Raw genomic sequence first — 18,866 nt, forward strand, 5'->3', positions numbered from 1 at the left:
TCTGCCTTGAACACCAACGCCCCACCCGTGCCCAACGACGAGCTGCCCCTGACCGACCGCCTGCGCGCGGCCCTGGACGTGCTGGAGGCCATCGACGCCGACCGCAGCGTACTGGACACCCTGCCCGAAGCCGACCGCGTGCGGCTGCATCAAGTGGTTGCCAAGGTCTATCACCCCGAGCCGAAGGCGCGGCGGCAGTTGCTCAAGCAGCGAGAGCGAGAGCGCCACCAGGAAAAGGTGCGCAAGGCCGAAGCGCTGCTGGAACAACGCGGTATCCGCGCACTACGACGCAAACCGGTGTTCAGCACGCCAAACTATTTCCCGCCGCATGCCGCCGGCCTGCACGACGCCCACAACGGCGAAAACGCCACTGCCGCGGCGGAGCCCACGCATTCGCCCGAGCTGCGCCATTGCTATGTCTGCAAGCAGAAGTTCACCGAGCTGCATCATTTCTACGACCAGATGTGCCCCACCTGTGCGGAGGTGAACTTCTTCAAGCGCACCGAAACCGCCGACCTGCGCGGGCGCGTCGCCCTGCTGACCGGCGGGCGCGTCAAGATCGGGTACCAGGCGGGTTTGAAGCTGCTGCGCGCCGGGGCAGAGTTGATCGTCACCACGCGCTTCCCGCGCGATTCGGCCGCGCGCTATGCGCAGGAACCGGACTTCGCGCAGTGGGGTCATCGCCTGCAGGTGTTCGGCTTGGACCTGCGCCATACCCCCAGCGTGGAAGCGTTCTGCAATGAACTGCTGGCCACGCGCGAGCGGCTGGACTTCATCATCAACAACGCCTGCCAGACCGTGCGTCGCCCGCCGCAGTTCTACGCCCACATGATGGCCGGCGAAACCGCCGCATTGCACGAACTGCCGGAGACCGTGCGGAATCTTGTCGGTCATTACGAAGGCCTGCGCACCCCGGAGTTGCTCCGCGATGCCTCGGCCACCGCGTTACCCGCGGTGCATGGCCGTGGGCTCGACAGCGCCGACGGCCTCACCCGTGCCGCCGAACTCTCGCAGATCGCGTTGCTGGACGACGAGCTGGTAGGCCAGCAGCATCTGTTTCCTGATGGGCGACTGGATCAGGACCTGCAGCAGGTCGATCTGCGCGGCCGCAATTCCTGGCGCCTGCTGATGGCCGAAGTGCCGTCGGTGGAGCTGTTGGAAACGCAGCTGGTCAACGCCATCGCGCCCTTCATCATCAATGCGCGTCTCAAGCCGCTGATGCTGCGCACGCCCGAACGCGACAAGCACATCGTCAATGTCTCGGCGATGGAAGGCCAGTTCTATCGCAACTTCAAGACCACGCGCCACCCGCACACCAACATGGCCAAGGCCGCGTTGAACATGATGACGCGCACCTCGGCGGCCGATTACCAGAACGACGGCATCCATATGAACAGTGTGGACACCGGCTGGGTCACCGACGAAGACCCGGCAGAGATCGCCGCGCTCAAGGTGCAGCAAGAACGTTTCCACCCACCGCTGGATATCGTCGACGGCGCCGCGCGTATCGTCGACCCGATCATCCACGGCTTCAACACCGGCGAACATGTGTGGGGGCAGTTCTTGAAGGATTACGCGCCGACCGATTGGTGAGGCGCGATGACGGGGCCTGGCGATCCATACCGGCATGCGCATTCCTCACCACCAGCAAAAACGGTGTTCGGTTGACGCTGTCGGGCATCCGGCGCTGTTGGCGCGATGCGCAGTGACACAGACTGCAAGTGCGTGCAAGAAACGTGTCGACCATATCGTCAGCACATCCTTGCAGAGGCGGCAGACAGCATCAACGACTCGTCTTCCATCTAGCCACGTCTGTCGTCAGGGATGCCATTCCTGCTTTTTTGCCCGCGTGCTGCAATCACGCAGGCCAACGTCTCGTCATTGGCCTGCATCATCGCTGGCCACATCCTGAGCTGATGCAACGCTAGAGATTATTTGCAGTCTTTGGAGACGGGCGCCACATCGACAGGAGTTACCTGTCCATCAACGGCAACCCGTTTGACCGCCAAGGTGCAGACCGAGTTGCGAAAGTCCAGGTCCAACGCAACCTCGTAATCGGCACCCGCCTCCGGAACAAAGGTGGACGCCAGCAACGGCCCGCATGTCCAACCGCTTTTGAAGCCCGGCGTGCTGGTCCAATGCGCCGGCGAACTGGCACCGGCTTCCACCACCACCGGCTTGCCGGCTTCGATCGCATATTCCTTGTAGAACGGCTTGGAACCGATCATCTTGCGCTCGTGCAGGTTGCGCGTGTTCTGGGTCTCCGGAATGCCGATCGCCTGGTTCTTCACCGACCCCATCAGCGAGCCGAACGCGCTCCCCAACGAACCGGACGCACGCACCTTTTCACCATACGCGGCGGTACACACAGCGTCCTTGTACAACACGATTCCCACGCCGTTCTGACCAAACATCCGGATGCGCGCACCCGTGCCATCGATCCGCGCAGGCGCTTGTTCGGCAGCCAGCACGGGGGCGACACACGCAGCCGCCAAGGACACAACGAGCAATCGAATCATCACGTTAAACACAGCCTCCACAGTTCCATCGAACCTTCTGGTGAGCGTGGAATAGCGGCAGGTTGCGTGAAGTCTTGAACTCCGGTGCAAGTGCCACGCCCAAAGTGAGGCACATATCACCGGAGGCATCACATTTGCCTGGCCGAGCGATGCGCTTTTGCCCACGATGTGGCCGCGACGCTCTGCATCCTTCGACACAGAAACCGGCCATGTTCGCACCATCTCCAGACAGCCCTCGCTGTTGAGCGGCATCTGACGATGTAAAGCGGGGACAGAGGTGTTCCGAACAGCAGGGCGCGCCTGCATTGGCATCTACGCAAGAAGGAAGAAGCTTCCTTCCAGTGGCAGAGCAGATGAACCCGCGCCTTGTGCAGTTTTTGCCGCGCGGTGCATGGCCGACTCACGCTGCAATCGTCCCGGGCTCTGCGCTATCGCCGATCCGTATCCTTGATGGCTTGCGCGCGCGCAAGCGTGTTGGTCAAGGCCAAAACCTCCGGCAATTCGTGCCGAAAGGCATCTACCTGCCCGGCTGGCACGACAGCTTCGAAGTTTGACTGGTCGAAGATCGGGCGGCCTTCCATGTAGAAGCCATCGCGGCCCTGCACGACGAAGTGGAAGCACGATTGCCACCGCGGATCAGGGCGCGCCGACAATTCCACATTGACTTTACTGTGCGCGCGCCCGGTGTCGCCCGAGGTGATGGTCACGGTGCGCGCCGTGATCTGGTTCCCGATATTCATGCAGGCAATGATCGGCGCTAGGCCGTCGCCGCACTGTGATCCAGGAGGCCGGATGCGTTCAACAGCACGCAACCACGCACCCTTCACGCCATCACGACACACTGCTGAAGACGCGATTGCTAGCAAGTGAAGCCACTGCCTGTTAGCGGCCTTGCACCGGGCCAGCGACAACTCACATGGGCACCAGAGGCGGACTTAAGTGCACTCGCAAAATGCTGCAGGCCGGCGAAGTCGTTGATCGGTTGTCGCGAGCCGCTACGATGGTGCGTATTGTCGCGGCCCCCAGCAAGGACGTTGCCCATGTCACAGCACGCGATCGAGGACGTGATCGAACGCGCCATCCACCTGGTCGATCGCAGTACGCAAAACGCCGCGCACCAGGCCGCGCTCATCCACGCCTTGCTCCACCTGCAGGCACGCTACGACACCGGCCTGACCTGGCTGCGCATGCATGAGGTGCTGCTGCGCCACGACGTGCTGGTGCGCACGCCGGTGGAGGCCATCGACGATGCGGCGCTGCGCGCCCAAGCGAGGGCTGCCGAGACATCGTGCTGGTTGGAGAGCGATCGTGGCACGGGCTATCTACACCTGGAAGAAAACGCATCCGTGCTCTACCAGCAAACGGGAACCGGCCACGCCATGCCGGTTTCCGCCTTGTTCCGTGCCGTGCTGACGCTTGCCGATCAGGCCGACGATGGCGAGTTATTCACTGACCTCTATGGCCTGCTGGTCAACGGCTGGCTCGACGCCACATTCACCGCCGAGGACGGCCTGGCGTCGTCGCTGGACGGTCTTGTCGCCTGCGATGACCTGCAGGCAATCCGTGGCATTGCCGCGCGGCGTGGACTCAAGCGCCGGCGCGGCGTGTCGGAAGATCTCGCGCTGCCTCACCTCAGCGAGAGCCAGGAGCCTGGCGAGATCGAGCAAAACGCCGGCTTGCGCTTCTTCCTGCAGCCCAAGCGCGCGCCCACTGCCTTGCTGGCCGCACGCAACAGGACCCTGCGCCAGCTCGCACGCGTGCAGGAACTGATCCCGATGCTGGTGGAGCAGCGCCTGAGCGCCGCGCTGCAGCAGGCGGGTTGGTCGGCGGTTGCCGTGCAACCCGAGCATCCATGGTGCTGGACCCGCGACCGCGACGGCAGCCGCCAGTGCCTGTGGGCCACCCACGACGCGACGTGTGGGGAGTTGATTGTCCAGGCAGGCCTGCAGCACGCCCGGCTGCTGGACTGGCAGCAACGTTCGGCAACCACCCAACTGCACGACCTGCACATATACGATCGCGCCGCACCGCTGCTCGGCAAGCATGCGCTCAACCCCAAGGACATCGGCACGTATGGCGGCTTAAGACTGGACCCGGCTCACAGCGATGCGCAGCTGGGCAACGCCTTCGACCGTCTGGCCGCTGCCCTCCCTGCCCTGGACGTGTACTACTTCGATGTGATCGCGCAGCAGTTGTCTGGGCCATTCTTCGATCGCGACCTCGAGATGGTCATGCGCACGATGGAGGAAGGCCACAGCACCGGGGCAATCGCCCAGGATGTGCTGCTTGCCAGTCCCGACAGCACATTACTGGCGTTTGTGTTCCACCATCTGGAACATGGGGACGACGTCGCTGCGGCAGCGGTGGTTGAGCGCGTGCGCGCACGCCATGCCGCGCGTACGCGTCTGAATGCCTGGCATCGCGCGTATCTGACCCCATTCCTGCAGCAATGGGACCACGGGCAGCGCGATATGCCGATGCCGCCAGTGCAGCACGTCCTCCTGCTCAATCACCTGCGCGCACGTGAATCCGTCTGAACATGGTCGCCGCCATGACCGCGCTTGGCACCGTTCGAATGGGTGACCTCGGCCATGGCTCAGCCCTCCTGCGTCGCCTTTTGAAACTCGATACGCCCGTGATCGCCCGAATATTTTCTCTTGACCAGGATGCGGTCGGCCGGCGTGATGCAGCTATTTTCCAGCGAATTGGCTACATGGGCTTCATCAACGAAGAACTCTTCGTAAGGCAACGACAGTACGGATGTCTCACCGCCCTGATCGAACGTGAGCAACAAACTGTCCTCGCGCTCGAAGCACAGCCGACTCCAGGCAAAATCGGCCAGTTTCCCGGCTTCGACAACAGCCGATTCCTTACCTGCAAGCAGTGCCGCAACATTCTGCGGAAACTGCTTTTTTGAAATCGGGGGCTTGGTCATGCCGCATCCTGAAATAGTGGCAACGGCAACGGCGGCCGCGAACGAAAGGTAACGACGGAAGATGGCCAATGGCATGGGGGCGCGGCTCCTTGCTGCGGGCTGGTAGACAGGTGGACCAGGATCAAGCGCTGCACGGCGCTCCATCAGCGAGCAGTCTGGCCCCAACTGGTGTATTGCGGCTCTGGTCGCATCTTGCCGCTGAGCCGGATCGACAGGACAGCCTCAGCGCAACCACTCAGCCGGCAGCGAGGACGGTGGCAAACGGGTCGTCGCCGGCATCCTCGTTCCAGACGTACTCCGCGATGCTGGCGACTTCCTTGGCAGCGTCGTGGCCGAATATCTTCGCAATGAGCGCCAGCGCCATGTCCGTTCCAGCGGACACGCCGGAGGACGTGAATAGATGTCCATCCTCCACCCAGCGCGCACGCTTCACCCACTCCGCCTTCGGACCCTGCGACGTCACCCAGGCGAAGGCGCGCTTGTTGGTGGTGGCGCGCCGCCCATCCAGCAGGCCGGCGCGCGCAAGCAATGCGGCGCCAGTACAGATGCTGGCCACATGCGGCGCCGTGTGCGCCAGGCGCGCAATGCCAGCAACCAACGCGGCATTGTCCACCTCGCGGCGCGTGCCCATGCCGCCCGGCACCATCAGGATGTCGACTGGGGGCGCCGAATCCAGCGCGTATTCCACCGCAACCGTTGGGCCGGCGCTACTGGCGACTGCGCCGACACGTTCGCCGAGCATCACGATCCTCACCTTGCCTTCCAGATTGCCGAACATATCCAGCGGCCCGAACACATCCAGCAACTGGAAGCCCTCGAACACCAACATGCCTAGCGTCAGCTGCGCTGCATCTGAGGCCACCTTGTCGCGCCGCGCGCTTGCCGGACGCGCATCGTTGGCCGTTGCGCCGGCGCAGTTCATCGCAGCGCTGCCCAGCAGTGCGGTGCGTAGCACCAGACGGCGCGAATGGTTGGCATGGGTCTGCTCCCGTTCGATAGACATGGCAGTTCCTCTGTATGAAACCAACAGTGTGTTGGCGTCGCGCATGGATGAGCCCGCACTGCAGCGCAAGCGATTGCGGTGGTGCGCAGGCCACTGTATGCACCGCTGCGCAGTGCGGTGTGAGGACGCCCCGCATCAGCGTGGCGGCCGCCAGGCATGCTCCACGCTCATGCGTTGAGACGCGCAAGGCCCACTTCAACGGTCGCCTCTCCAGGCAGCGCCGCAGGACAGGCAAACAAGGCTCCGGATGATCGCCACAACCGGCTGCTGCTGCGCTATCTCTCGCCCGGCCTCACCAAGCGCCTGGGTGCCGCCCCGAGCATGCGCTTGAATGCATGGCCGAACGCGCTCGGCGACTGGTAACCGACCGTGAGCGACCCAACGCTGCGGCAAACCCTGCAGGCGCAGTCCGAGGCAAGCGGCCTGCCTGCCAAGGCCATCGCGCACGCCATCGCCGATGCGATCGATCAGCCAGAGGATGTCGAGGTCGGCAGCCTGGTGATTCGCCCTACGTCGCAAGCGTAGTGGACGTCAATCCATTTACGCGCTGGCATGTCATTTTTTAGCAGCGCTTGAGGGTTTGAAGGCCAACCGGGCGCACTCAGCGCTGTAAGCATGCTCAGAGTCCCCGCCCTATGCGTGCACATGTGTCGGCTGGGATCTGCTGTAGCTGGGCAGCAGGACGCAATGCAACATCTCGTTAACCCCTACCAGCCGAATTTCTTGATTTCCCAGGAATCGATTCTAACGAAGACGGAATTTGCGCACCGTTACCCGCAAATGTGGCGCCAGTGACACATACGATTCCTAGACAAAAACTGCCATGCCAATGGCTGATCCCCAGATGCCGAAATTCGCTTGATCGGATGTGGGCGAACGGTCGCAGTGGTCCACGCTGACACTGAAGCAAAAGCATATCGGCCCGGCAAGCCGCGCCGTTGATCAATAAGTAGACAGAGTGCTGGAATGGCGGACTAGCCCCTGCACGTGGAGCTAATCCGCCAGATGACTACTTAACGAGATTTGTTACGAACCTTACAGTTCCGTTTTCTTCTACGACGGCGCCCAGCGGGCCGTTGCCATTATTGGCACCAGCACCGGTGCTGCTAAATTCAATCGGTACGTCCATCGCCCCAAGGGTTGCCTCAATGGCTTGAATCTTTGAGACGCTTGAGCGAGAGCTACTATCGCCTCCATGGATTGCTGCTTTAGCGGCATACCCCTGCGAACGAAGACTCTCAATATAGCTTTTAATTTCCCACTGCGCTCTGCGATTTTCGGGCATAACATGGAACACCCGCGCCTTGCCTGCATTCTGGGAGGGTTTTTCTCCCCCGACCGCAACCCCAACGCAAAGGTCCATCCCGTCAGTCATGCAGAGAACCCCAGGCTTAGAGGTCCCGGTTGAAGCTGTTACAGCAGGCTGGGTCGAGTAGCCAACGCCCTTGATCGGCTTATTTCGGTTCAATGCGAACTCCCGACCTGCTCCGGAGGATCTCTTTATCCGTGTAGATGCCAGGCGCACGGGAAACGCTTCTTCATGACTGCGATCCTTGAGCGGAGCGCTAGGATGGCTTCGCTCGGCCTGGTTCTGGCTGGCAGACAGTTGCTCAAACTGAGGGAAATTAGTTGGGTTATATGCGACGTCCCCCCGCTCTGAGTAGCGGCCGGGTTTAGAGTCCGGGGTTGATGATATCGGTGTTGGCCAGCTGTTGGGCATACGCAGATGGCGTCATGCCGCCAATGGCCTTCTTGGGTCGCTCCTCGTTGTATTCGCGTCGCCAGCGTTCGATCTCGGTACGCGCATGCAGCAGGGTTGGGAACCAGTGCTCGTTGAGGCATTCGTCGCGCAGCCGGCCATTGAACGATTCGACGTAGGCGTTCTGGTTTGGCTTGCCAGGCTGGATCAGCCGTAACTGCACGCCACGCGCATGTGCCCAGGCCACCATCGCTTTGCCGCAAAACTCCTTGCCGTTATCTGTGCGGATCACCTGTGGCAAGCCGCGACTGTGCGCCAGCCGATCCAGCACGCGTGTCACGCCATGGCCCGAGATTGCGCGCTCCACCTCGATGGCGATCGCTTCGTGGGTTGCATCGTCCACGATCACCAGACACTTGATCACTCGGCCTTCGGCGCTGCGGTCGAACACGAAATCCATCGACCACACCTGATTGGCCTGCGATGGCCGCAGCAGCGGCTGACGCTCTCCTATCAGCACCTTTTTGCGCTTGCGGCGCCGGACCTGCAGCTGCTGCTCGCGGTACAACCGCTCCACACGCTTGTAGTTCACGATGCGTCCTTCCTGTCGTAATTTGAGATAGATCATCCCCACACCATAACGGCGATGGCGATGCGCCAACGCACAGATGCGTTCGCGCAGTGCGACGTTGCGATCTTCGCGCGGGCAATATCGCAGCGCACTGGCGCTCATGCCGATCACTGCCAACGCACGACGCTCGCTGGCACCACGCCCGATCCACTCGCGCACCAGCATGCGACGCGCCGGTGCGCTCACCACTTTTTTCGCAGTGCATCCTTGATCAGGTCGTTCTCGAACAGCTGCTCGGCCAGCAACTTCTTCAGCCGCGCGTTCTCGGACTCAAGGTCCTTGAGCCGCTTGGCATCGGGCACGCTCATCCCGCCGAACTTGCTGCGCCACAGATAATAGGAAGCCTCGCTGAAGCCATGCCGCCGGCACAGGTCCTTGATCGCCACACCGGCATCAGCTTCGCGCAGGAAGCCGATGATCTGTTCTTCAGAAAAACGCTTCTTCACGTCCAATCTCCTCGAGTTAGGGAATTGGACTCCAAACTGAGGTGCTACTCAAAATCGGGGGGGCGTCGTATGAGTAACGATTGATACTACTTGTCATGGAAATTACCTCTATCGATCCACAGAGAAATTCTTACAAAATACGCACTCGCCAGTGGACGTGGCCGCGAACTTATCTGCAATAATCCGAAAAACGCCGCAGATTAAACGAGCGAGTTAAAACAGATGAGACAATCGAACCACCCGAATCTCTTACCCTAGGACACCCACGCAGACGACATGTACTTGGTCTGCCCAGCACACCTTCAAACCTACCCGGTGACCCAGATCGTGCGTGGCATTTTGGTGATGCCGGTGATCATCAGCCAAGAAGATCCACAACGATCCCCACCCTGCTGGATGACGCGCATCAGGTACGGAAAGGTCCGGACGCAGCTGACGCGACGTCGCCAACATCTCGCATTCAAGAAGAAATTATCGTGACGGAAGCGAAGCAGGCACGCTATTGCACAGCGTCGCACGGGCTTGCATGAGTCGCTCGCTTAATTACTTCCCTGCCGTTTAAGCAGCGTATCGATCGAAACCCAAGGAGTAAGTGCGTCGTCGGCGATCCATCTGTCCGGCATCGGCCAGCGTGGCGGCAACCGACGCGTGCAAGGCTGCAGTGGCAGTCACCCAAGTGCGATCTCCCAACCCGACGGAAGCGATGCAAGCCCACGACCAGAAGTCGCCGCGTGGCATGACGTTCAGCGCGTCATTGATGGACCGGTTTGGCTGACGGGTTGCTGCGATTGCTCCAGCGCCTGCTGTTGTTCGCGCGCCTGGGTCTGGTTGATTGCCTGCAGGCGATCAAATGACTGGATCTCTGGCGTCTGCACGGCTTCCACGGTCGGCATGTGTGCGCGCTGGTGTGCCGGGTCGTTGATGGCACCTTGGACAATGAAGACTTGCTGGTAGTTGATGACAGCCGGCTGCATCGACAGACGGTACACGCCATCCTCCTGAAGCGGCTGGTTATCTGCGCCTCGGAATCCCTCAGCATTCAATGTGCGCTGCACCTGCCGCACGATGTCAGACGATTCGCCTATGCGGATGGTGCCGTCGTCCACAATTGGCCTTGGCTCGATGCCACCAATCCGTGTCTGGGCATCAACCGATAGGCGCCCGCTCGCGAGGTCTTCCATGTAGTTTTCGGATTGCTGGTAGTAACGCGTATCCATCTCCATATGGACATGCTTGCCGGCGTTAGGGAGCCCCTTGTTGCTCTGCGTACCGAGCGACTGACCGTATTCCACGCTGTCTCCTACCGAAACACCGACTGGATCCAGATGCAAGATGCGCGCGACCAATTCGCCGCCTTTGCGATCGTAGATATCTACGGCACCAAACCGGTCGGCATCAACACGGGCTACATAGCCTGCAACAGGCGAAGGCACATCAACGGCGCGAACGTTGGCACCACCTGGCGGGATCCGGCTATCTTCAAGCATGAAATCTTTGGTCAATAGCACCTGATCCGCGCCCAGAGCGCTGGAAGGTCCGCCGTCAGTTCTACGCGTCTCCAGCTCCTGAATTTCCCCGCCAATCACACCGTAAGACCGGGTACGCGGGTTTTCGACATTGACAGGAATGCCGTCCACCACTTGAGCACGCGCATTTGCCCCGGGATGATGGGTGACCAAACCCTCGAAATCTTCGACACGCTGGTTGCCGAGCCTGGGGCTATGAAATTGCTGCAGCCTGTACGGCGCAGGTTGAACGACATTCCCGTCTTCATCTGCCATGACGTCTCTCCTTGATCATGTCAAACCTTGCTCAATTATTTACACCGACGATACTGCTTGACTGATTCACCGTCGGAAATCACTAGATGCTCGCCCTTCAAAATGTACAAGTCATCAGTTTTTATATCTGGCGCAATGTCCGACTTGGCGGAAACAACCCAGGCGTGCGGGCCGGTGGAAACAAGCTTGATTGCTACCGGAACCTCCTCGTGCTCGTACCCACGCAGCCGGGTCTTCTCGATGCGTATGGGCGAATCAGAATCAGGATTCAAGGGTAGCTTGCACGATTGTGGCCCCAGATCCCACATCCCCTGGAGTTCTGTGGGATATGCAATGGAGTGCCGCGCCTTGGTGGCTGACACCGCACTGCAGCTTGGCAATATAAGGGAAACTGAAAGGAACGCAGTCAACATCCGCATACTTACCTCTACTCGGTGGTCATGGTCGGCGCGCAAGCCTGATAGAGGGCGCGTGACCACTATACCTAAGCACTAATCAAGCAAACACATCATTACGCAGCACGCGTCTTATGCCCCTGGACGGATTGTCTTGCATACTGCGGGGGCAACATCTAGCGCCGCGGCTACAGCGGCACCTCCACCGGCGGCAACACCTCCATCAGCAGCTGCCCTTCGCTGGCGGTGATGCGCAGCTTGGTGCCGATGGCAAAGCCCAGTTGTTCCAGCCATAGGCCGCTGAGGCGGACGTGGGGCACGTGCTGGTCGCCGGCGTGGTCGTGGGCACCGGGGTAGTGGGTGTAGCTGACGGTGCATTGGCGCGGGCGGCGGGCGCGGCGGGGTGCGCGCAGCGTGCCGGGGCCTTGCGGGGATGCATCCGGGTCGGGCGGCAGCATCGGTGGCAGCTTGGTGCGGTCGGGTTCCACAACGACCCACTGCACCCGTTTGGGCGGCGCGGGGCGCGCACGCGTGCGGGTGGGCCGTGCGCTGGCAGATGCCGTGGGTGGGCGGCGGCGTGTCATGGCGCCTCCGGGTGGTGGTTGGTGGATGCGGCAACGCGCTGCTGCACCCACCAGCACTGCGCGCGACCCGGCGGCGCAAGGTGTGCAGCAGCGCACCAAGCTGGCGACTCAGCGGATGCGCGGGATGGATGCTCGCCTGCTCAACAGCTGCGCGTGCGACGAGCCGGCGTAGCACCTCGGCTACATCTAACAGCAGGCGGTGAGCGGAAGCTGGCAATAGATCAACCGGCACAGATGCCGGCATGGATGGTGCGGTAGACATGGCAACGCCCTCCTGGAACAACCCAAGAACCGCCGCCAACGGCGACGGGATGTCGGGAGGTTCGAAACCGCACACAGCCGGCGGGCGTATTTCCCTTGCGGGTGTTGTATTAGCCGCCCTCCCGACGCAGGCATCGCGTCGGCTTGTACCTGCAGGATGCAGGCACAAAAAACCCACCGGTTTGACGGAGGTGGGTACCGCTGTGTGAGGAGTTTCGACGCTCCTTAGGCTGGAGATTGCAACGCACCAATCGCGATGTCAACCGAGGCCATCTGTGCTCAGAAGGCAGATCCGAAAAGTAGCGACACACGATCTGTGTGATCAGATATTTGAGGTCACAGGCCCGCTACGCTTGCACCGGATGCACTACGAAAGAAATTTCGCGCCGTCCCATCACTTCTACCTGGCTGTGTAGACCTGACACCTTTAATCTTGCCGTATCACCCAACGATGGTAGGTGTCATGGAAAGTAGCGATGTGGGACCGATCGTGCCCTTGACCTTCAAGGCATTAGAAGAACGCCTGCGCGCGCTACCAGAGTTTCCTGCCGACACTGCCAGCCCAAGCCGCCTCGTGCGCGGCGCCGCCATCGTTATGGCATTAGGAATCGCCCTGACCCTCGTTGCTTCGTTCTAGCTTTACCAATGTTCCTCCCCAGTTGCTAAAGAAGGCAGCAACGGCTGGCTTCTGGGTTGCGTTGATAGCGCTAGGCATCCTGATGATAATTAGCATCTATGGGATAGTCAGTGATCTACGTCGATGGACAGTAGATCAAGCAATGCGCACTGATCATCAGCTAGAGCAATTTATGCAGGAGGTGAGTTGGCTGAAGAAGTATCCGGCAGCAACCCTGCAGATCATGCTGGATCACGCTCGCTACAGCCATACACGCCGTGCGGGCCGCATTGCGCTATTGGCCGGAAGCATCGACAAGCTAGGCCTTCTGCCGGTTGCGGCGTCGCTCTTCCTGGTTCTGCGCGCTGGTGGCAATCCTCTAGCGATGTCTCCATTAACAGCAATAGTGGGGATTTTCCTGCTGTTCTTCTGGATGATCTGCTGGGTTGCCACGTCGGCCAGGGGTAAACTGCAGACCTATGAATACTTGCTCGACATGGCGCTAAAGGGCAAAGAGAAAGGCGCAGCAGCAGCTGACGCATAAGATTGGGGCCAGGCTAGGTCAGGTCAGCCCGCCACTGTAACTTCATAGCTCCGCTATCTCTTGGGGCGCATACTTGCAACCGAACTACGCATGGATGACCATCTGTGTGATTGCGTTGGAGCTGTCAGTCATGCAAACGAATCCTCACGCCAACCTTAGCTCTTTAGCATTGCTAGCAGCTGCTAGTCTCTTCTTCATATCAGGGTGCTCTGCCATGCAGCAAGACTCACGGCCCGGTTTTAATACTCAGCAGTCTGCCGCGAAAGCAAGGCAGCAGCTTCAAGCCGCCAACCCGGTAGGCTCGCCCATTATGGCCGCGCAGAAAAACCTTGAGGATCTAGGATTTCACTGCCAAGCGTTGAGCTCTCCTGGCGCAGGTTACAAAGCGTCAATAATGTGCACGCTTTCCCCTGCCGTGAAAGAGGCGCAGCCATCGGTGACAGCGCCAGCTGTGCCGGTTACCTGGATGGTGGGCTTTCATTCTGCTGACGGGATCTACTTGAGCAAACTGGTAGTGAATCGAGCACCGCAAGATATTGAGGAATAAGTCATGGATGAGCAGAGGAAGGCGACAATTTTGGTGGGGGCAAGCGAGGTTGCTGGTGACCGCCGCCATCTTTACCTGCTCTTTCAGAAATCGGATGGCAGCCAGACCGTAGTACGTGGAGGACCCGACACTAGAGCCGAGGGAAATGACTTGGCGAACTTTGCCGAGAGCACAGTTCTTGGCTCGGAGAAATTTGGGCACATTCGAGTTGAAACAGCCCCTTACATTGCCCCTTATGAAATTGGGTACCGGCTCAAACAAGACGGCAACTACGAGCCAGTGCCTTTGAACCAGTTGGATCCCTCCGAGCCGGCTCTTGCGAGGGATGCCAAGGGCAACATCGTGAAAGCGACAGTCACCGCACCAGACTGGCCCGCACCGGGCGAACGCCACGAGCGCATCGTTGCCTGGAGCGGTTCTGACCAGGAATTATCCACAAAACTTGAGTCTGCCCTGAAGGCTGGGGATCAGATCAATCACGCACAACTGGAATATTCCCCGCTGCACAACAACAGCAACGGCGTTGTCAGCAACTTGCTGAAAGCCAGCGGCGTTCAACCTGTTCTGCCGAAGAACGCACAAGGTGAGACAGTCAACGCCCCGGATTTTGGGGAAGACCTTTATCAAGACGTCGGCGCGGCATCGGTACGCAGCGGATACAGGTTTGACGGCAAGCAGTGGTTCGATGCGGACGATCGTAGAATCGCGCCTCCTACGAGTGGGCAGCCATTGATACCACAGGATCCGGCCGCGCCGTCGCGTGGATCATCCGATGGTTTCAAGCTCAGCGCGCAGGCTCCATCGCCTAGCGATCCCATGTTTGCTCAAATCCAGGATGGCGTACATCGGATCGATCATTCGCTGAATCGTGCTCCCGATGCGGCAAGTGACCGTATGACCTGGAGCCTGTATGCCCTTGCCAAAGAGCAGGGACTGGAACGTGTAGACAGCGTAGTGCTTGGCCAAGCAGGCACCCGGGCAGCCGCCGGCGAGTACGTTTTCCTGGTCCAGGGAGATCCTTCCACCTCCGTGTACCACCGTGAGCAAATGCGCACGGCAGATGCGGTGGAGAGTTCGGTTGAGCAAAGCCAAGCGCGCGTGCAGTCTGCCGAACAGACACGTGCACTCGCGATGAGTGCTGAAATTCAGGAACAGAGTCAAAAGCAAGATGCACCAAGGTTGCAAGTCTGATTGACCTGGGTCATAGCAGCCTTTCGACCAGCCAAGCAGAGACAACACGTAAGTATTGAAACACTTTGCAAGTAGCTCGCTTCCGGCGTTTGAGGTTAGCTTTGGCTTACCGAGATGGCAGGTGCTAACGTTTCTAGACGGATCCCAGACCTTGGCATGAACTTAGATATGAAAATTAGGCTCATTTTTGGGACAGCATTACTTTCGCTATCAATCTCGACTGCTTCTGCAGAAGTAAGTCTGCGATCTGATTATAGGAAGAGTGATGTGCAGCCGGTCAAAGTTGCAAAGGTGGGATCCAACTCGCTCCAAATCACCTATCGCATGCCGGCGGAAAGCCAATTTTATTCTCCCGGCGTTGATTTTTTAAGTGACCGCGGCGTCTTGCGCATTGCCATCCGCAGATGTGGCATTAGTGCTAGGTGCGATGCGATGGCGAAAGCTGTCATACCACCAGCTGAGCTTTGGATGCCGAAAGTCACCGTGCCCTATGCGGGCGAAGAGGTATTGGTGGTTTACGTGGATACAGAAGAAAAATTTGCACCTTAGTTTTAAGTCTGTTCTAGCGGGTCAGGTCAACCTGACCGCGTTAGTCTTAGCAATAAAATTCGTGACTGCAATATTCAGTCGGTCATGCAGCTACCTATCTCACTATTCACTCAAGTCGCCAGCGTTTTTTTCTGCACGGCCCAATGGGAGCGTTCACTCCATGGAAATCCTCTACTCGGGTACGGACAAGATACTCTGCGACTCGCTAACTTTGATGCTCACTGAATCTCGAATCGATCACGAGACTAGCAAGCGCTTGTACAGAGTGCAGATAAATGACGCCGATGAAGTGCATCAGGTTTTAGTTCATTGCAATGATTGGGACAGTGCAGCCCGACAGCTCGACATGCTTACCAGGAGGACGCAACACAACGAGGCACCCGCGTCAGTGAGTCCTGGATCGCGTCGCCAGTACGCTGCAGTGCTCATGATTGCTCTTGGAATCTCTGCCGGCCTTGCCGCTACAAAGCTACTACATAGCGCCCCCAACCCTTGCCTATTCTTACCTCAGCCCCATGCTCCCACCCGATAGACGACTGGTAGGTATGTCGTCGACGCCGGCAACGCAGCGATCAAGGTATCGGGCGCTAACGGGGTCAGGTTCACTTCCTACGCAAATTTCAGGCTACAGCCTCAACTTTCGACAGGGCTTCCTCGCTATCAGCACCAATGCCTGGCTGCGAGTCTTGTGCCATGGCCAGACTTCCACGCATCGACCTTCCCGGCATCCCGCAGCACATCGTGCAGCGCGGAAACAACCGCTTGCCGTGCTTTCTGGATGATGGCGATCGATTGCGCTATCTGCACCTGATGCATGAGGCCCTGCACGCCACAGGCTGCCAGCTGCACGCTTACGTCTTGATGGACAACCATGTGCACTTGCTAGTCACGCCACCTGCAGCGGGACGCATCGGACAACTGATGCAACGGCTTGGGCGAAACTACGTCGCATTGTTCAATGGCCGCCACGGGCGCACGGGCACGCTGTGGGAAGGCCGGTACAAGGCATGTCTTGTGGACAGTGCGGACTACGTCCTTCGCTGCTATCGCTACATTGAGCTCAATCCGGTGCGTGCTCGCCTGACCGACAACCCGGCGACGTATCGCTGGTCCAGTTGCCCAGCCAACCTAGGCCAACGCAAGCACTCCGTGCTGACACCACATCCCTGTTGGCTTGCGCTTGGCAGCGACCCGATCCAGCGATCCAACGCGTACCGTGCTCTGCTCAATGAAGCCCTCTCCGACGAACTGCTCGCCAGTATTCGCCTTCATCTACAGCAGCAGCGAGCCCTGGGCCACGACGCCTTCCGCGCAATGGTCCAAGCCAAGACCAACCGCTTTGCAGGCGTCAGGCCCGCTCATCGGCCACGCAACCCCAACACCACCGACTGATAAGTTAACCTGACCCCGTTATTACCGGGAGATTCGCGCACCCGGCCAGGCAGATAGCGATCAGCCACAAGCGCGGCCTACGGCAGCAGCTAACGGGGCCAGGTGTCAACGCCGAAGTAAATCTGACCCACTTTCCGGGTCTTGGGTCACGACGCCTTCCGCGCAATGGTCCAAGCCAAGACTCACCGTTTTGCGGGCGTAAGGCCCCTTATCGGTCACGCAGACCGAACACCGTCGACTGGTAAGTCAACCTGGCTTCGTTATTTTCAAGGTAGCGACACAGCCCTGCTATCGGACATCACCGCGCGGGATTGTACGCCCGGTTCGCTTAATTACCTCCGTCAATTAACTCCGTCCCGTTTTCCCGGTGCAACGCGAGCACATGACAAAGCGCCGCACGGAGGCGGCGCTTTGTTGACTGAAAAGCTATTCCCGCGACTCACGCGAGATGCTGACAGCACAGGTCCACGTAATGAACATCAGCCCGCTTGTTTTTGTCCGCCCATGGACTGCGCCTGAGTAGCTCCCGTGTCGTCATCCGTCGGAGCAAGCTCCCAAAGAGTTTTTTCACCGGCGGGGGAGAGCGGATTGCTCTCGCCGTCAGCGGCGGGGAAGTTGCTTGGGGCAAGGGTGTAGCTGTAGAGCTCTTGCAGCACCTGCGCCATTGGCGTGTAGAAAAGGATGGAACGGGTGCGATCGTCACTGGACGAGATGACCCCGACCAGATGCCGGTCGTAGGTGACGACCGGTCCGCCGGAGTCGCCGCCGTCAAGGCTGGCGAACTCGGACGAGTCCGCGGCACCGAGGTGATCATAATTCGGCCGCCAAATTCCTGGCGCGAGTGTCATGCCGTGCCAAACGCACCGGACACCGGTGCGCCAACCGCTTGTGCAGAATGTCTCATCTGGCGCGTTGGACCACCCGCTCACAGGAAGACGTGCTTCCCGCCCGCCGCGCGGCATGAAGACCTGATTGCTCGCGCGGGGCCGATATTGCAAGTACGGATTGCAGATGGCAGCGCCGCTATTGTGATGTGCCTGGCACCACACATAGGACGGATTGGGCTCGGGCGGTACCTTCACAAGCTCGAGGTCCGAGGCTGCGGACTGCCACACGACAGTGCCAATTGGCTCGTTCTGGTCACCCAAATAGACCGTCCCGCCCGGTAGGGAGCAGTGCTTGGCAAGCAGGAGCCATCGTGTGGCATTTTGGTACGGCGTCAGTCGATAGAGGATGTTGCTGGGCACCACCACCGCCCCGACGGTGCAGGATCCTGTATTCACGCCGACTTTCGAGCCAGAAATGAGCGGCAGGACGTCGCGGTCGGGATTGCGAGGAGGGACCACCTGCGCCATGGCAGCCGAGCATGCAAAGGAGGTGCTGATGACTATTGCGAGGCATGCCACGCGCTTTTGCATCTGTAGATTTTTCATCAAGAATCGGATCCTATCAGGGGTTTTCGGGATGACTCAAAGTACTGATTTTCCTGGCACGTTCGCGCCTTTATAGATCGATGATATTGGCGTGGTAGAAAGTGACCTTAATCAGTCATTGAAACGTCACCTTGAATCATTTCCCTGTGATTATCTGACAAAAGAGCATTACAAGTTGTCGAAAAACGAATTTCAAGGAATCGGCTCGGCCTGAAACACGAAGCATGGTCTCACCGTAAAGAGAGTGGCGCATTCTGGAACCGGGCGACGGAAGCGGTTGAATCGACCGCATCATCGCCGCAACGGCTTGGGCGAAACTACGTACCATTTTTCAATGGCC

At 59.5% G+C, this 18,866-nt stretch carries 17 protein-coding genes and 3 pseudogenes; 10 read left to right on the top strand and 10 right to left on the bottom strand.

Annotated features, from left to right (window positions below; all coding sequences use genetic code 11):
- Positions 1 to 6: 6 nt before the first annotated feature.
- Entirely contained in the window at positions 7 to 1,593 is a 1,587-nt protein-coding gene (locus AC1POX_RS19000) for an SDR family NAD(P)-dependent oxidoreductase (protein ID WP_218554296.1), read from the top strand.
- A 338-nt stretch (positions 1,594 to 1,931) separates the two neighbouring features.
- Here AC1POX_RS19000 and AC1POX_RS19005 read toward each other — a convergent pair whose 3' ends face one another.
- Together AC1POX_RS19005 and AC1POX_RS19010 are read right to left on the bottom strand one after the other, a co-directional pair.
- Positions 1,932 to 2,519 (bottom strand): hypothetical protein, encoded by a 588-nt coding sequence (locus AC1POX_RS19005; protein WP_029818559.1) that lies wholly within the window; start codon positions 2,517 to 2,519, stop codon positions 1,932 to 1,934.
- 428 nt (positions 2,520 to 2,947) lie between these two features.
- Positions 2,948 to 3,259: a hypothetical protein gene (locus AC1POX_RS19010; RefSeq protein WP_218488937.1), complete on the bottom strand. Its 312-nt coding sequence runs from the start codon at positions 3,257 to 3,259 to the stop codon at positions 2,948 to 2,950.
- 300 nt (positions 3,260 to 3,559) lie between these two features.
- Here AC1POX_RS19010 and AC1POX_RS19015 point away from each other — a divergent pair.
- Together AC1POX_RS19015 and AC1POX_RS19020 are read left to right on the top strand one after the other, a co-directional pair.
- A pseudogene (locus AC1POX_RS19015) lies at positions 3,560 to 4,669 on the top strand (hypothetical protein); the annotation flags it as partial.
- Between the two features lie 42 nt (positions 4,670 to 4,711).
- A complete protein-coding gene (locus AC1POX_RS19020; protein WP_372357193.1) occupies positions 4,712 to 5,056 on the top strand; it encodes a hypothetical protein in 345 nt (114 codons plus the stop codon).
- 59 nt (positions 5,057 to 5,115) lie between these two features.
- On the opposite strand, the gene AC1POX_RS19025 is transcribed toward AC1POX_RS19020, so the two are convergent.
- The 3 genes and pseudogenes from AC1POX_RS19025 to AC1POX_RS19035 form a co-directional block, all read right to left on the bottom strand.
- Positions 5,116 to 5,529 (bottom strand): hypothetical protein, encoded by a 414-nt coding sequence (locus AC1POX_RS19025; protein ID WP_372356480.1) that lies wholly within the window; start codon positions 5,527 to 5,529, stop codon positions 5,116 to 5,118.
- Between the two features lie 160 nt (positions 5,530 to 5,689).
- Positions 5,690 to 6,232, bottom strand: coding sequence for a DJ-1/PfpI family protein (locus AC1POX_RS19030; protein WP_372357194.1), 543 nt, complete (start codon positions 6,230 to 6,232; stop codon positions 5,690 to 5,692).
- A 6-nt stretch (positions 6,233 to 6,238) separates the two neighbouring features.
- Positions 6,239 to 6,457: pseudogene (locus AC1POX_RS19035) on the bottom strand (DJ-1/PfpI family protein); the annotation flags it as partial.
- Between the two features lie 366 nt (positions 6,458 to 6,823).
- Between AC1POX_RS19035 and AC1POX_RS19040 the strand changes: the two are divergent.
- Positions 6,824 to 6,982: pseudogene (locus tag AC1POX_RS19040) on the top strand (oxidoreductase); the annotation flags it as partial.
- A gap of 484 nt (positions 6,983 to 7,466) precedes the next feature.
- Here the strand turns inward: AC1POX_RS19040 and xopAF are convergent.
- The 4 genes from xopAF to AC1POX_RS19060 all read right to left on the bottom strand — a co-directional run bounded on the left by xopAF (position 7,467) and on the right by AC1POX_RS19060 (position 11,993).
- On the bottom strand, positions 7,467 to 8,177 hold the full coding sequence (gene xopAF, locus AC1POX_RS19045) for a XopAF/AvrXv3 family type III secretion system effector (protein ID WP_372356481.1): 711 nt from the start codon (positions 8,175 to 8,177) through the stop codon (positions 7,467 to 7,469).
- A protein-coding gene (locus AC1POX_RS19050; protein ID WP_126952755.1) for an IS3 family transposase occupies positions 8,131 to 9,233 on the bottom strand; the annotation gives its coding sequence in 2 pieces (ribosomal slippage) (positions 8,131 to 8,975 and positions 8,975 to 9,233; 1,104 coding nt in all). Before AC1POX_RS19050 ends, xopAF begins: the two co-directional genes overlap by 47 nt.
- A 743-nt stretch (positions 9,234 to 9,976) precedes the next feature.
- Positions 9,977 to 10,969, bottom strand: a complete 993-nt coding sequence (locus tag AC1POX_RS19055; protein ID WP_372357195.1) for a DUF8155 domain-containing protein — start codon at positions 10,967 to 10,969, stop codon at positions 9,977 to 9,979.
- Positions 10,970 to 11,597: 628 nt separating this feature from the next.
- Entirely contained in the window at positions 11,598 to 11,993 is a 396-nt protein-coding gene (locus tag AC1POX_RS19060; protein ID WP_184515863.1) for a SymE family type I addiction module toxin, read from the bottom strand.
- 724 nt (positions 11,994 to 12,717) lie between these two features.
- Between AC1POX_RS19060 and AC1POX_RS19065 the strand changes: the two genes are divergently transcribed.
- From AC1POX_RS19065 to AC1POX_RS19090, 6 genes are all read left to right on the top strand, one after another.
- Positions 12,718 to 12,891 (top strand): hypothetical protein, encoded by a 174-nt coding sequence (locus AC1POX_RS19065; RefSeq protein WP_372356482.1) that lies wholly within the window; start codon positions 12,718 to 12,720, stop codon positions 12,889 to 12,891.
- Between the two features lie 142 nt (positions 12,892 to 13,033).
- A complete protein-coding gene (locus AC1POX_RS19070; RefSeq protein ID WP_228733848.1) occupies positions 13,034 to 13,414 on the top strand; it encodes a hypothetical protein in 381 nt (126 codons plus the stop codon).
- Positions 13,415 to 13,544: 130 nt separating this feature from the next.
- Positions 13,545 to 13,961 carry a hypothetical protein gene (locus AC1POX_RS19075; RefSeq protein WP_108702759.1) on the top strand — a complete coding sequence of 139 codons (417 nt, stop codon included), beginning with the start codon at positions 13,545 to 13,547 and terminating at the stop codon, positions 13,959 to 13,961.
- 3 nt (positions 13,962 to 13,964) lie between these two features.
- The gene (locus tag AC1POX_RS19080) at positions 13,965 to 15,152 is read left to right on the top strand and encodes an XVIPCD domain-containing protein (protein WP_008576638.1); all 1,188 of its coding nucleotides are present in this window, start codon (positions 13,965 to 13,967) and stop codon (positions 15,150 to 15,152) included.
- Positions 15,153 to 15,308: 156 nt separating this feature from the next.
- Positions 15,309 to 15,701: a hypothetical protein gene (locus AC1POX_RS19085; protein ID WP_228735347.1), complete on the top strand. Its 393-nt coding sequence runs from the start codon at positions 15,309 to 15,311 to the stop codon at positions 15,699 to 15,701.
- 693 nt (positions 15,702 to 16,394) lie between these two features.
- Positions 16,395 to 17,093, top strand: coding sequence for a transposase (locus tag AC1POX_RS19090; RefSeq protein ID WP_046932880.1), 699 nt, complete (start codon positions 16,395 to 16,397; stop codon positions 17,091 to 17,093).
- Between the two features lie 479 nt (positions 17,094 to 17,572).
- On the opposite strand, the gene AC1POX_RS19095 is transcribed toward AC1POX_RS19090, so the two are convergent.
- Positions 17,573 to 18,526, bottom strand: coding sequence for a trypsin-like serine protease (locus AC1POX_RS19095; protein ID WP_372356483.1), 954 nt, complete (start codon positions 18,524 to 18,526; stop codon positions 17,573 to 17,575).
- Between the last annotated feature and the right edge of the window lie 340 nt (positions 18,527 to 18,866).

The sequence above is a fragment of the Xanthomonas sp. NCPPB 3442 genome (assembly GCF_056725145.1).

Coding starts and splice junctions, on each gene's coding strand:
- AC1POX_RS19030 (WP_372357194.1), bottom strand. CDS start 6,232: ATGTTCGGCAATCTGGAAGGCAAGGTGAGGATCGTGATGCTCGGCGAA.
- AC1POX_RS19095 (WP_372356483.1), bottom strand. CDS start 18,526: ATGAAAAATCTACAGATGCAAAAGCGCGTGGCATGCCTCGCAATAGTC.
- AC1POX_RS19005 (WP_029818559.1), bottom strand. CDS start 2,519: ATGATTCGATTGCTCGTTGTGTCCTTGGCGGCTGCGTGTGTCGCCCCC.
- AC1POX_RS19065 (WP_372356482.1), top strand. CDS start 12,718: ATGGAAAGTAGCGATGTGGGACCGATCGTGCCCTTGACCTTCAAGGCA.
- AC1POX_RS19090 (WP_046932880.1), top strand. CDS start 16,395: ATGGCCAGACTTCCACGCATCGACCTTCCCGGCATCCCGCAGCACATC.
- AC1POX_RS19025 (WP_372356480.1), bottom strand. CDS start 5,529: ATGCCATTGGCCATCTTCCGTCGTTACCTTTCGTTCGCGGCCGCCGTT.
- AC1POX_RS19070 (WP_228733848.1), top strand. CDS start 13,034: ATGCGCACTGATCATCAGCTAGAGCAATTTATGCAGGAGGTGAGTTGG.
- xopAF (WP_372356481.1), bottom strand. CDS start 8,177: ATGCCCAACAGCTGGCCAACACCGATATCATCAACCCCGGACTCTAAA.
- AC1POX_RS19010 (WP_218488937.1), bottom strand. CDS start 3,259: ATGAATATCGGGAACCAGATCACGGCGCGCACCGTGACCATCACCTCG.
- AC1POX_RS19085 (WP_228735347.1), top strand. CDS start 15,309: ATGAACTTAGATATGAAAATTAGGCTCATTTTTGGGACAGCATTACTT.
- AC1POX_RS19080 (WP_008576638.1), top strand. CDS start 13,965: ATGGATGAGCAGAGGAAGGCGACAATTTTGGTGGGGGCAAGCGAGGTT.
- AC1POX_RS19060 (WP_184515863.1), bottom strand. CDS start 11,993: ATGACACGCCGCCGCCCACCCACGGCATCTGCCAGCGCACGGCCCACC.
- AC1POX_RS19075 (WP_108702759.1), top strand. CDS start 13,545: ATGCAAACGAATCCTCACGCCAACCTTAGCTCTTTAGCATTGCTAGCA.